At 56.7% G+C, this 14398-nt stretch carries 6 protein-coding genes; all 6 read right to left on the bottom strand.

The features are described from left to right. Positions 1-2 precede the first annotated feature (2 nt). On the bottom strand, positions 3-1460 hold the full coding sequence (locus C5Y96_RS26155; protein WP_105359539.1) for a hypothetical protein: 1458 nt from the start codon (positions 1458-1460) through the stop codon (positions 3-5). Beyond that, positions 1460-2020: a sigma-70 family RNA polymerase sigma factor gene (locus C5Y96_RS26150; RefSeq protein WP_105359537.1), complete on the bottom strand. Its 561-nt coding sequence runs from the start codon at positions 2018-2020 to the stop codon at positions 1460-1462. Before C5Y96_RS26150 ends, C5Y96_RS26155 begins: the two co-directional genes overlap by 1 nt. Before the next feature lie 249 nt (positions 2021-2269). Continuing rightward, positions 2270-6031, bottom strand: coding sequence for a family 16 glycoside hydrolase (locus C5Y96_RS26145; RefSeq protein WP_105359535.1), 3762 nt, complete (start codon positions 6029-6031; stop codon positions 2270-2272). Between the two features lie 151 nt (positions 6032-6182). After that, positions 6183-10226 (bottom strand): PVC-type heme-binding CxxCH protein, encoded by a 4044-nt coding sequence (locus C5Y96_RS26140; protein ID WP_105359533.1) that lies wholly within the window; start codon positions 10224-10226, stop codon positions 6183-6185. 192 nt (positions 10227-10418) lie between these two features. Continuing rightward, on the bottom strand, positions 10419-11825 hold the full coding sequence (locus C5Y96_RS26135) for a DUF1501 domain-containing protein (RefSeq protein ID WP_105359532.1): 1407 nt from the start codon (positions 11823-11825) through the stop codon (positions 10419-10421). A gap of 9 nt (positions 11826-11834) precedes the next feature. Continuing rightward, on the bottom strand, positions 11835-14318 hold the full coding sequence (locus tag C5Y96_RS26130; protein ID WP_105359531.1) for a PSD1 and planctomycete cytochrome C domain-containing protein: 2484 nt from the start codon (positions 14316-14318) through the stop codon (positions 11835-11837). Positions 14319-14398 lie beyond the last annotated feature (80 nt).

The following is a 14398-nucleotide window of genomic DNA, read 5'->3' as shown; positions in this document are numbered from 1 at the left end:
AACTATTTCTCCATGATGAGCCGAAGGGTAGGTGGGGGCAAGGTTAAGTGGTTGCCGGCGGCGAAGCCATGCACCATTGCACCGCTGATCGTTTCCCGTGTTTTAGGGACGATAATCAGGGTTACGAGGCGGTTTGCGTCTGTCTTGATCACGTCCAGCAAGGGAGCACCGGAAAGGGAGAACGCGCCTTGTGTTTGTCCTCGGGGAATTGTGAACGTGCCGAGCGACCTGGTTTTACTTTCATCCAGTTGATCCCCTTCGGAGACATTTGCCGGGGCGTTTTCCCAGGTTAAGTCATCCATTGCCCAGGCATCGAGTTGGTCGTCTGTCAGAGCATAGACCTCGAAGGTGGCGTTGGGCATCCGCGATGCATAGCCGATGCCGGTTGGCGAAGCGGTCATCGTCAACGAGGCCTCTTCTATCCGGGGAAAGTCAATCTTGGAAAGGTCGAACTGTAGGTAGATCTTGCGATCGAATCCTTTGAATTCCCGTTTGGCGAGCTTGGTCATCAGCAAGTCATCAGGGCCGTAGCGTTCGCTGGGATCGCGTATGATCCATTGGTCTTGCCCGGCACCGGTGGCAGTTGTGAGCTGAATCTGGCGTCGCTCCTCTTCGGTGTCCGGCCTACTGAATCCACTGCGGAATGCTTCGGTGAAATTGGAATACTTGGAGACTCCTTGTTCCGAAATCTCAGCCGCTTCTTGCTCACGAATCGAAAGCTTGGTGCCGCTGTTGTGGTGCTCGATATCGACCAGGCCATCGAATACCTGCAGGCTCGCTGTGCCTTGTTCGGTCACGTTCACACCGAAGCTGGTCCCTTGGTCGATGAGCAACGCATCAGGCGTTTCAATCGAAAACCCTGTCGAGGTCGCGCTCATCGTGGCGACTAGCTTGCCGATATATAGCTCGCATTTCATATCACTAAAGATCTCGAAATCAGCAGGGCCTTCGATCTCGACCTTGGCTCCATTATCGAAGACGAACTTCGCGATCCCATCGGCAAGGTGAACGCGGCCAGCACCAACGCGGGTATCGTTGGCCGTAGGGATAGAAGCGGAGATCCAGCGGCTGCCATCGGTGGTCGAGATGGTGGCGAACGTAAGGTCTTCGGTGGCTGGTGGCGCAGGGCGGAGGATCATCACCAGCGAAAGGGCCAAGGCCAGGGTCGCGGCGACTGCCGTCCAAATGCGAGTCTTGCCGCCTGTTGCGGTCTGCTTCGCAGAAATTTCGGACGTGCTGGGCATGGGGGCCTCGCCGTCAAGAATCGCCTGCCAGCCAGCTTTACGTGCCATGGATGACAACGAGGCATGCAGATGCGAAAGCTCGATAAACTCGCGCCGCAGGGGTTGCGACGACAGGAACAGCATTTCGAGCCGCGTCATCTCATCAGCGGTGATGCGATCTTCGAGAAGCTTATCGCAAAGTACGCGGAATTCTTCGAGATGTTCAGGGGCGTTCATCACGCGTCCTCGATGACGAGTTGGTCGGTCACACAGTCTTGCAGAGTTCGCCGAATACGACTGAGCAAACGATAAACGGCGTCGATACTACGTTGGGTCTGTTCTGCGATTTCGTTAATCGCATGCCCTGACGAATAGCGGTAGGCGATTAGCTGACGATGATGCTGTGGAAGCTTGGCGATACAATTTCGCAGCATTTCGTAGCGGCGCTGCAGGTAGTCGGTGCTGGAATCGAGTTCCTGGCTCAATGCTTCGAGAAACTCGTCGGAGAACTGAAGTCGGTCACGCTGTTGTTTCTTGCGCCATGCGCGGACCTGGTTCAGGGCTACCGTGCACGACCAGGCCATAAAGTTAGTCCCTGGCTCAAACCGCTCGAACTCGCGCCACAGTACTAGCATTGTCTCTTGGAAGATGTCGTCTGCCGCGTTCTGATCGTGGACCAGGCTGACCAGGTAGATGTAGATCCGGTGCTGATTCAGCGTGAATAGCTGCACGAACTCTTCGTCCCGCCCGGAAGGACTGGGGGGTGCGCAATCAGTTTTTTCGTCAAAATCAGCCATGAACTAGGTCTCCTGGTAGTTAGAGCCTAACACGCTGAATTTGGACAGAAAACTTTGGAAAGATTTATTCGGGCAGCAAATGCCCGTTGCACGTGTACGTACTTCCCGCTCCACACTGGGCTGACGAGACCTTTTCGGCCATACATACCCAGAACGTTTTTAATTGCTTGGTCACTGCGATCCGCAAGCCCAGTGGATCCGCAAGCCCAGTGCCGGCGGATCGCGCGGAAAGGTGTGAGCGGCAGGCGACTACTTGCCCTTGTTGTAGCGTTTGTCCTTCGGATTGCCCGATGCCATCAGGTAGTTCACCAGATCGCGAACTTCTTCCGGGCTGAGTGGGTTGAGCAAGTCCTTGGGCATTTGCGATACCGGCGAAGGTTGAACTTCTTCGATCTCGTCTCGCGAGACCTTCACCGGTTCGGCATTGGGCTCATTCGGGTAGATCGTCACTTCGTCGTCGTTTTCGACCAGCAGGCCTGTCACCACGCGCCCACTGTCCAACTGCACGATCGACGATCCGTACTGATCGGAGATGTGCTTGCTTGGTTCAACGATTGCTTCGACGACGTATCGCTCATCAAACTTATGCGGAATGCTGGTCAGGTCGGGGCCGATGCTACCACCGAGCGTTCCCAGGCGATGGCACTTTCCGCACGTGGCACTGAAGAAGAGGGAACGGCCACGTTCGAAGTTCGGCTTGCCACGAACGGCAGCCATGGCCGAATCGAGCGTGTACACTTTGCCGGGGCCTTCGATCTTGGCGATCGCGAAGTCTGGCACTGGGTTGAAGTCTTCGCCAGTGATCGATTCCAACGCTTTGCGTTCGGAGTCGGTGCAGTTGCCGAGTGCTTCGTCACGAATGCGAGTGAGGTAGCCTGGGAAGCTGGCACCCCCCGAGGCCTTGGCGGCTTCGTTCAGGAAGGTGAAGTAAGCTTTACGCTGATCGAGCGTCCAACCGTTGCGCATGTTTCGCAGGATGAATGCATAACCAAGTTCGCGAGTTGGCGGATGGTTGCTGAGCAGTGCGTTCACCGTTCCACCGTACCGGGCATTGCGAGTAGCCAGAGTCGACCAGTTCGGAATCTCCGGAGTCGAACGCTGCTCGATCAACGCCATGGTCTTGGCAACGACACTGTCGGCACGCAGATAGGTGAGCACGCGAATCAGCTCGGTGTTGATGTCAGCATCTTTACTGGGAAGCAGAGGATCGATCTGGGCAATTACCTGTTTTCGCTCTGCTTCGGTCGGAGCTCCCAATCGAATGAAGGTCAGTGCATAGGCACGCAGCAGACCAAGCAGCTGACCCTTGTCGAGCGACTTGGCATCCATTTTCACGAGACTTGCGATTTGAGGTGCACGATGCGACTGGTCACCCGTGCGTGCCAATGCAACAGCGGCAGTAATGTGAGCCTGCGGATCTTGTTCGGCAAACACTGAAGCGGCCCACGTGTCGACAGGTTGGCTTTCGATCGCGGCGCGTGCTGCGTTTCGCAGGAAACGATCTTCGCTGGCGAGAAGCGGCCAGGCAAACTCGACCGCTGCAGGAGCTTTCGTGCCGTGGAATGCTTCCAGGTGTCGTCGCTTCATGCGAGCTTCGGCGGCGACCGGATCGACTTCGCTCGGAGCATCGAGCGACTCGTTGCCGATATAGCGAACACGGAACATGGCCGACTGAGTACCGCGACCACCGATGGTGAAGTACAACGCACCATCTTTGCCCACAATTGCGTCAGTCACTGGCAATGGTGAGCCAAAAGTGAATGGCTCGGCCTCGCCTTGATAGCCGGCACCGTGCGGTTTCATGTGAATCGCATAAATCGTGCCGAAGGTCCAGTCGAGTGCGAACAAGGCATCCTGGTAGCGAGTCGGGAAGACGGTTCCCGTACCGGAAACAACGCCGGTCGGCGAGCCAGGACCGATATCCACTACTGGCGGAACGCTATCTTCGTAGTAGGCAGGCCACTTGCCGGAACCGCTTCGCCACCCGTAGTCGGCACCACTGGCCACATGGCAGATTCGGGTCGGACGATACCATGGCAGGCCCAAGTCCCATTCCATGTCGGCATCGTAGGTGAAGACATCGCCGAAGCGATTCTTATCGATGTCGTACTGATTGCGGAAGCCGATCGTGTAGACCGTCTGTTCTTTGGTTTCAGGATTCAGGCGTGTCACCCATCCGCCAGGGGCGAGTCGGCCGCGAGCATGCCCGTTGGCATCCCACATCCGTGGCAGCAGCAGGTCTTCATTCCAGCTTGCCACGTGCGTATTCTTGAATTCGCCGAGCGGGGCATGGTTGCCGCCATCGAGATAAAGTTCACGTTCATCCTCGGTCACGATCACCGCATGGTTGCCGTGTTCGCCACCGCCGGTTCCGCCAGGGATTTCTTCTGCCGTGTCGAGCTTGTCGTCGCCGTTGGTGTCGGTCAAACGATACAGGTGACCACCGTTACGATGGACCCACAGGCTATCGAACGCCCAGATCATTCCTTGAATGCCCGAAATCGACTTGAGGGCGTCGACCGAGACAGGCTCGATCAGTGGCTGCTCGTTCTCTTGAACAGTGATTCGGAAGAGGCCTGCTCCACCTTGGTCGCATGCGTAGAAACGGCCTTTCGGGTCAATGGTCAGTGAAACCCAGCTACCTTGTTCTTTAGGAACGGTGTAGATGTGATCAACCACGAAGCCTGGGGCGGTCAGAATGTTCTTCGGATTGAGCGGATCCTTGGCTTCCCCTTGGGGTGCCTGGGAAGTGTAGTTCGGGATACCCCATGGGCCATCCCCCAGAGTTCCTTTGATGGTGGGCTTGGTCCAGCTGGCATCGTCGAATGCGACCTGTTCCCAACCGTTGGTCTTTGCGTCGCTGATCTTCCAACTTTCGTCGGTAACAATGGTTTGCTTGGTGCCATCGGCAAGCTCGACGACGAGCTTCAGAACGAGTGCGGCGACGCCCCCTTCGTTCTCTCCGGCGACTGCCAGAACGTTCTTGCCGGGCTTAAGTGATTTCGTAATGTTCAGTTCGATGGGTGTTTGCCAGTTGTCGCTGCTTTTTACAGGCTTGCCATTGAGGATCAGCTTCATGCTGTTATCACAGGTGGCATACAGTCGTGCCGATTTGACGTCGCCTGCCACTTCAAACGATTTGCGCAGGTTGAGCTTGTGTCCGTCTGGGGAGTTCTTCGCCCAAATCCACCTGGCGATCGGCTCACTGGTGAGCCAAGCTTCGTTCGTCTGAGGAGCCACATCGGTGGGTGCGGTGGAAGCGGTCTTCTCGGTCGGTGTGCCTGACGCGAGCGCTTCTGTAAGAACGGCCTGAGCCTGGTCTCCCTTTAGCTCGCGAAGAAGCAGATTTCGGAATTCGACCTTCATCGGAGCGCCCTGGTGAAGCTGCAGCCCGAGAGCACCCTTGAGCATGACTTGCTTGCTGTTGTCGGTCACGTCAACGGTCGTGACGCCGTTGACCTGATGGATGAGACGATTGCCAACAACAACGATGCGTAAGTCGTTCCATTCGTCGTCGGTTAGTTGTGCACCGTCACCGACCTTACCGGTGATTTCCTTTTTACCATCGGCATCGATCACCACTTGCTCTCCGCGGGTCGCGATAATCCCCCGGCCAGTCTTTTCGCCGTAGAGCATGCCGAAGTATTCAGGCTTGGGATGGAGGTCGGCCTGATAGCCTTTGAGGACATAGTTTTCGGCGTCGACGATTTCGCTGCGATACTGCACACCGGAGTTGTTCCCCTGGAACTTCACTTTGCAGCGAAACTCGAAGTCGCCAAGGTCAGGGCCTTGCCACACGAGAAACGTATTCCCCTTGGTGGGATTTTCCGAGGTCGTTTCCCCGACGATGGTTCCATCTTGGACCGACCAGAATTTGTCGTGTCCCTTCCAACCGGCAAGGTCTTTGCCGTTGAACAAAACCTGGAACTGCTCGTCTGCGGCAAACAGGGAACTGCCCAGGCCAAAGACGATGATCAATGAAAGCAAAACGCGGGAGTACAGTGTCGTCATGAGTTGTGTTTTCTGGGAGGAGAGCGAAAGGAAGGAAGGTCGTGCAGGCAAGTCTGAGAAACGCATAGCGTATGCTCTATCCTACCTCGCTGACAAGTTGAAGGTGAGTCAGCGAGGTAGTTTTTCGAAGGAGAGACGCTCCGAACGCGTTTTAGGGAAGAATTTCCAACTTCAAATTGCGGAATCGGACCTCGGTTGGCCCGCCTGAGTGAAGTTGCAAGGCAAACACGCCACGCTGAGCTCCCTGGTCGTCGTGAAGCTGGACGCACGGCTGGCCGTTGAGGAGCGTCTTGATGTCGTGGCCGTTGGCAACGATTTCGTAGGTGTTCCACTGATCTGGCTTCAGATGTGCCTCGCCGGACTTGTCCCAGAGTAATCCGCGGCCGTGCTCTTCGTACAGCTTGCCCCACCATCCGGCACCGACATCAGCCTGATACCCTTTGACGGAACCACCGGCCTGAGGCTGGCTGCGGAACTGTATGCCGCTGTTCCCTTCGTTCTTGACCAGTCGAATTTCCATGGTCAGGCGAAAGTTCTCGGCGGTAAGGTCACTGATGAGAAAACTGTTGTGCGGAATACCTTTGTCGGTCTTGCCGACGATCTCTCCATTTTCAACCGACCAAAGTTCGGCGTCGCCAGTCCACCCCTTCAAGTCGGTGCCGTTGAATAGTTCGACGGCATTCTCGGGCGTTGCCAGCAGTGCCGTTTGCCCTTTCCCTTGCAGGTAAGCGACGAGCGAACGCACGTCGTGATCCGAGAATGGGCGTAGCTGATCGTCTGGCATCATCGACTTATCGCTAAGGCGACGTTCTTCGATTTCTTCCTTGGGAAGCGTCAGCAAGTCTTCGGCCGTTTCTAGGACGATCGTCTTGTCGTCTTCCTTACGAACGATGCCAGTGAGCACGCGTCCCGAATCCAACAAGATGATCGACGGCTGATACTCCTTCGCCATCACGGCGCTGGGATCGACGATGTTGCTCAACAGGTAATCGAGGTTCGCCCGGTTCGAGCCGGTCAGATCAGGACCAACTTTTCCACCGACGCCGTACAACGTGTGGCAGCGCTGGCAAGTCTTGGCGAAGATAGCTCGACCGAGTTCCAGGTCGGCCTTCGGAAGGCTCTTCTGACCGACCAGCTTCTTGTACTGCTCGATCAGCTTTGCCTTCTCTTCAGGGGTATCACGGATAGAACCCCAGACGGTACCGAGTTGCGTGTCGATTTCCTTGTCCTGTAGGTTCGATAGTTGGCGAACCAGGTCGGCCGACAGATCACTAGCCGGAATGTCTCCCTTGGCAATCGTCGCGAGGAGTGTTTTGCCGTAGGCAGGACGCGAGCACAATGTTGCCAGCGCCAGTCGCTTGGCCGTGGGCGACATCTGCCCGTACAGGGCAAGCACCTTGCCATCCGTGGCCGGATCGTCGTATTGGGCCAATCCTTTTAGCGCGATCTCGCGGTAGGTTGGATTGCTGAGCAGTGCCTGAAGCGTGCGCGGCAAGTTAGGATCAGCAGCGGCAAGCAAAGCCTCGATCGCGGCGTTTCGCGAGTTTGGATTGGCGCTATCATCCTGAGCGAGCTTACGCATTCGCGAAAGAGCGTTGGCATCACCGAAGGTTACACCCAGGGCCGTCGCCTCGACAGCGACCTCACTGTTATTACTCGACATAAGCTTGCCGCCAACACTTTCCCACCCTGGCGGCGTGGCAACTTGCCGCTGGCCGGCCAAGGCCGCACGCATGGCTTTCAGGAATGTGAGTTGAGTAGCAGGGTTATCAACGGTCGAAAGCCCCTTGACCAGCGTGGCCAGCGAGCTCTTCGAGTCGCCGCTACCGATGCGGCGTAGCATGAACTGACCCAGTTGAGGTATCGACTCGCTCGCGGCGAGGCCCAACGCCAAGGCTCGCTCCGGGGCGGCATCCGCAAGTGGTTCAGCGGCGTACCAGTACATTAGCGGAAGGTTGTGATCCTGGGCATCCTCGGGATGCGAGGTCAACGCCGAAAGCAGGTCCCACCGTGAATCGAGCGACATCCGCTGCGCAGCCGATGCCAGGTAGAGCCGAACCACTGGGGAAGGGTCTTCTTTCGCCAGGCGAACCATTGTTTGCTCCAATGACTTCGATGGCTGAGGATTCGTTTCCAGGGCCAACTGAAACGCCCAGGCTCGAACATAGGCGTCCGCGTCCCTGGTCATCTGCTCGATCTTCTGGGCATCGAGTTGACCAATCGTATGCAATGCCCAATAGGCTCGCAGGCGACGCGTGGCGTCGGCATGCGTGCCGGCGATCTCTTGCAGTCGGTTGATCGCCTCTGGGGCAATCGCGCGGCTGGTTGTTCGATACTGCAAGACTTTTCGTGCGTGGCGAACGTACCAGTCATTGGGGTTCAGGGTCATCTCGGCAAGTTCGAGGTCGCTCTTCCCAGGCAGGTCGACTTTAACGGACTGGCTGTCACCGTAGCAGATCTTGTAAACACGGCCGTTGCTACGGTCGTGCACCTCGGGATTACCACTGTGACAGGCCTGCATGTCGTACCAGTCGATCATGTAAGCATTCCCATCCGGCAGGTATCGGATGTTTAGAATCTGGGAAGCACGATCGCGGGTAAGCAGGAAGTCGGGGCCGTGGCTACCGACATAGCCGGAACCTTCGGGCTTGAGAATATCGACATTCAAACGTTGACCGTGAATGTTGTTCATTAAAATCTGGCCCCGATACTGCTTGGGCCAGCGGTCACCCAGATAGATCATCGCGCCGGCGTGGGCATGCCCGCCGCCTGCTTCGTCCGACTTGTTGTTGCCGCTGTGCGGCGTGGCCCCCAGGTAATGGAGATGGTCGGCAATCGTCTTGATGTCATTGTAGGTGTGCGGGTTGAAATGCGATCCGGCCTGACGCTGGTAACGTGCCCCTTGAATCATGTGGTACAGATGCGGGATCACACAGGCGGTGACAAAAGCTTGACCGTAGTCGTTGAAGTCGACCCCCCACGGATTGCTTGTGCCGTGGCAGAAGACATCGAACTCGTGACGAATTGGATGATAACGCCAGATACCGGCGTTGATCCGTTGTCGCTCTGAATCGGGGGCACCTGGCTTGCCGACGTTGGAATGGGTGAACACGCCATGACATCCATAAAGCCAACCATCAGGTCCCCAGATAAACGCGTTGAGCGTTTCGTGTGTGTCTTGATAACCCCAACCGTCGAGTAGCACCTTCGGTTCGCCATCCGGGACGTCGTCGCCGTTGGCATCGGGAATGAAAAGCAGGTACGGAGCCGCGCCGACCCACACACCACCAAAGCCAACTTCCAGTCCGCTGACGAGATTCAAACCTTCGTAGAAGACCTTCCGGCTATCGAACTTGCCGTCGCCGTCGTTGTCTTCAAAAATCAGGATGCGATCGCGTCCACTATCTCCTTTGGCGCGGCGTGGGTATTCGAATGCTTCCGCAACCCAAAGTCGGCCGCGATCATCCAGTGCCATGGCGATCGGCTGCGTGACGTCCGGTTCGGCGGCACTCACGATGGCCGAGAATCCTTCCGGCAACTGCATCGCCGCGGCGGCTTCTTCGGCGGAAAGCCCTGCGTGCGGGTAGTCATCGGCAACCAGCGGCTTCTGTGGTGGTTTCGGCTTGGCTGGAGCTTCGTCGTAAAAACGAAAATTGTCAAAGTTCAGATGACCCCACCCGCCACGATGCTCGTCGACCAGGCGAACATAAATCTTCTTACCAGCGACCCCCTTCAAGTCGACCACGACCAGTCGCATGTTTTCGCGTTCTTCGCCGACGGTGGAATAGAAGATCTTATCGTTCGCCGCATCGACGAGCTCGACACGCGTCTTGCCGTCGGAGCCACCGTTGTGCAGGAAAGCTGCCCATGGATGCGTGACTTGAAATGGGACCGAAGTGAGCTTGCCAATCGGCTGGTCTTGCAGGCGTTCGTACCCGCCGATCCAGAACTTGCCTTGGTGCTGGCTCTTCATATCGCCGCGGCGACGATTGACCGTGTCCCCTTCGATTGGCTGCTGCTGGAAGGCTTCTCCCTCGGCCGACCAGTCTTTCAGGGTGCCAGTTTCGAAGTCGAGATTCAGCAGCTGACCATCACTTCCCTTGGGAAGGTAACCTTCTGGATTGGCACCTGGTAAATCCGATACCAGGCATATCAATAGGCAGGCAGCGCAGGCGGAGATCACGATCGTTCGCATGGTCGGGATCCTTTGTCGGGCAAAAGGCAAGATGGGAAGAGGAATTCAGGAGGGGTTCAATAGGGCGTCGTGCCCCAAAGGTGAACCGAAGCAGCCGCGACCGGCCACCAAGGGACTCTTAGTCTACCACCCATTCCAGGGCAGTTTCCTTGTAGATAATGTCCAATGATTTGAGGTATTTGCCACGGCCCCCTACGCCAGGATCGGTCGAATTAACTCACCGTGGACATCGGTCAGACGGAATTCTCGGCCTTGGTAGCGGTACGTGAGCCGCTCGTGATCGATACCCAAGAGGTGCAAAATGGTTGCATTGAGGTCGTGCACGTGGACGCCATTCTCGATGATATCCATGCCGAAGTCATCGGTTCGCCCGTGACTGACGCCACCTTTCACGCCGCCACCAGCCAGCCACATGGTGAACGCGTCTTTGTGGTGATCTCGGCCAGCGACCGAATTCCCCTTGGCGTCTCCCCCTTGGCGAAGAGGCGTCCGGCCGAACTCCGAGCCCCATACGATCAGCGTATCGTCCAGCAGGCCGCGGCGTTTCAGGTCGGATATCAACGCGGCTATCGGCCGGTCGGTTTGTTTGCATTTCTCAGGCAGGCGTTTATCGAGACCGCTATGGTGGTCCCAGTCGGCATCGTAAAGCTCGATCAGACGCACGCCTCGTTCAACCAAACGACGCGCGAGTAAACAGTTATTCGCAAACGAGGCTTTACCTGGTTGGGCCCCATACAACGCGAGCGTCTCTTTCGTTTCCCCTTCCAGGTTCATCAGATCAGGTACCGAGGCCTGCATGCGGAAGGCCATCTCGTACTGTTCGATCCGCGTTTCAATCTCAGGATCGCTGGTTGCCGCTAACTGCTGTCGGTTGAGATCGGATACCGCGTCGAGAACACGGCGACGATCCTGCGTGGTGTGATCCTTCGGGCTGGAAAGAAATAGCACGGGATCACCTTCCGAGCGGAACTGGATCCCTTGGTGGATACTCGGCAGGAAGCCACTCGACCATAAACTCGTGCCGGCACCACCTTTGGGGCCGCTTAATAGGACGATATAGCCGGGTAGATTTTCGTTCTCCGAACCGAGGCCATACGAAACCCAAGAACCAAAACTGGGACGACCACCCCGACCGAACCCTGAATGCAAAAACATCTGTGCCGGGGCATGGTTGATCTCTTCGGTATGAATCGAATGGATCATTGCAATCTCATCGGAAACCCCGGCCAGGTGTGGCAGCAGTTCCGAAAAGTTGTGACCGCAAGATCCGTGCTTGGAATACTTGAACGGCGAGCCAGCGAGGGTAGACGTCTTGCCGATAAAAGCAAAGTCGCGATCTTTGGTTACTTCCGCCGGACAAGGTTGATTATGACGTTTGACCAGCTCCGGTTTCGGTTCAAACAGGTCTAACTGCGACGGTGCGCCGATCATGTGCAGGTAAATCACATGCTTGGCCCGCGGCATGATATGCGGGGCCAACACTCCGGCCTTGGAATCTTGCTGAAGAAGGGACGCCAGCGCGATACCGCCAAAGCCGATGCCGCTGTTCTGCAGAAAGCCGCGGCGCGTCATGGCGGTTGATTGGTTGCGGGTATTCATCGCGTCGTGCTAGTCCTTCGTGATGGTTTCGTGCAGGTTCAACAAGGCAGTCGCGATGTTAGACCACGCTTTATCGGTATCGCCAGACGATTCGAACAGGTTATGCAGGGTAGCAAGTTCCGATTCACTCGGCTTACGAGCCGTACACAACTGAAACGCATACCGTAGCTGTTGATCAAGCGGCTGATCCGCGGTCTCGTTCTGAATACGCTTGGCCAATGCCTGGGCTGCTTCGACATAGACCGGATCGTTCAGCAGGGTGAGGGCCTGCAGCGGCGTGTTCGTTCGAGACCGCTGCACGGTGCATGCCAGCCGGGAAGTCGCATCGAAATTCATGAAACTCGGATAGGGAGATCCACGTTTTAGGACAACGTAAATCCCACGCCGATGCTGTTCGCTACCTGGGCTGACTTGGTAGTTGTACTTCTGTCCGCCCACCTTGGTCCAAATGCCATCAGGTTGATAAGGACGAATCGGAGGCCCGAACTGCTTGAGGCTTAGCAGGCCCGAAACAGCCAGTGCGTTGTCCCGAATCATTTCAGCATCCATCCGCAAACGTGGTCCGCGGGCAAGCAGCTTGTTCTGATCGTCCTGCTCGAGCAACTGCTTGGTCAGATGGGACGACTGCTGATAGGTGGCGGAAAGGACAATCTCGCGCAGAAGCTTCTTGCGCGACCAACCGTTCTCCATGAACTCGACCGCCAGCCAATCCAACAACTGGGGATGGGTTGGTGACTCTCCTTTGATGCCGAAGTCTTCTTCCGTGGCAACGATCCCTTGGCCGAACAGTTCTGCCCACCATCGATTGACCACCACCCGGGCAACCAGTGGGTTCTCTTGGGATGCCAACCAATGGGCCAGCGTCAGCCGATTAGCAGGACCTTCCGGCATCGCATGTAGCGTCTCCGGCGTGCCAGGCTCGACGAGCTCACCTGGCGTTTGATAGTTGCCACGCTCGAAGATGTGCGTGGGACGCATTTCTTCCAGTTCGATCATTACCAGCGTGGTATCAGGCTGGGCTGCTTTCAGGTCGCGTTCGATCTTGTTGAGCTGCTTGCCTAGTTTCTGGCTCGAACCGTCTTGCTCAACACAGAAGTCGAGCAGTGTCTTTTCTTCTTTGTCCGACCACTTCTCAGGCCCCTTGGCGATGGCCTTCTTCACCGGATCGGGGACTGCCTTCATCGCTTCGACGTCGATACTGGTGACCCATGTCTTTAAGTCTGCTTCAAGTTCTCCGCGTCGTTGCGTTTGCTGCTCTTTGACTTTGGACTGCTGCGATTGAAGCTGTTTGCGCCGCTCTTCCTTCTGCGGATCGGCCAGGTTCATGGATGGCCCCTGAAATGCGATTGAGCTCGGCTGCTTGGGATTGGTGCGGTCGGCTTCGCGCTTGGTGCTATTGAAGAACGCCAGCATCCGGTAATAATCCTTCATCGGAAAAGGATCGTACTTGTGGTCGTGGCACTGGCAGCATTCCAGGGTCGTTCCGAGCCAGACGGCCCCGGTGGTGTTAACGCGATCAATGATTTGCTCGATGCGCGTTTCTTCCGGCAGCGAGCCTGCTTCTACGTTGGTGGGGGCACAGCGATGAAAGCCGGTGGCGATTCGTGTCGATTCGGTTGCATCAGGCAGAAGATCGCCGGCAATTTGCTCGACGGTGAAGCGATCGAACGGCATGTCATCGTTCATCGCTTGAATGACCCAATCGCGATACGCCCAGATCTCGCGGAGGTCGTCGCGCTGAAAACCATGCGAGTCGGCATAGCGTGCCAGGTCAAGCCACGGCCTGGCCCAGCGTTCACCGAACTGAGGTCGTGCCAATAGCTCGTCGACGATTTGCCGGTAGTTATCCTCCGATGGATCCGCAAGGAAGGCTTCCACTTCCTTGGGCGTCGGTGGCAAGCCGGTCAAATCGAAGTGTACCCGGCGAATCAACTTCTCTGGTGTGGCTGCCGGGGATGGCTCGAATCCCACCTCTTCCAGCTTGGCGAGAACAAAGTGATCGATCGGCGACTTCACCCATTGTTTGCCATTTACCTGCGGCAGGGCAGGGCGTTCGGGCTTGACGTACGACCAGTGCTTGGGCGGAGTAAAATCTTCCGGCCAGGTGGCACCGCTGGCAATCCACTGTCGTAGCGAGCGAATCTCGCTGGCGGAGAGGGGATCACCTACCGCCGGCATGATCTCGTCGTGACCTTTGGGCAAGGTCACGCGGCGCAAAAGTTCACTCTCTTCCGGTTTGCCCGGCACGACGCTACCGGATTCGAGTAACGCACTGCGCTCGTCAACACGCAGATCGGCTTCCTGCGATTCTGCCCCGTGGCATTCAAAACAAGCTTTATGAAGCAGCGGGTAGATATCTTTTTCAAAGCGAACCTTCGCTGTCTTGGAGTCATCCTCTGCAGTCGTATAACCGCTCAGCAGACAAACAACGACCAGCGCAAAAGAGAACGTCCTAAGTCGAATAAAGGAGACGTGGTGAGCCATCTGAGACATGTGATAGCCACGATTGAAAAGGGTAGGAAGGAAACCGGAGGAGGGGTCCGCAATGATTTGCCAATGCCCGAATTGCCATT

It is taken from the genome of Blastopirellula marina (genome assembly GCF_002967715.1).
Lineage (GTDB): Bacteria > Planctomycetota > Planctomycetia > Pirellulales > Pirellulaceae > Bremerella > Bremerella marina_B.
This window is presented reverse-complemented; position numbering and strand designations above follow the sequence as displayed.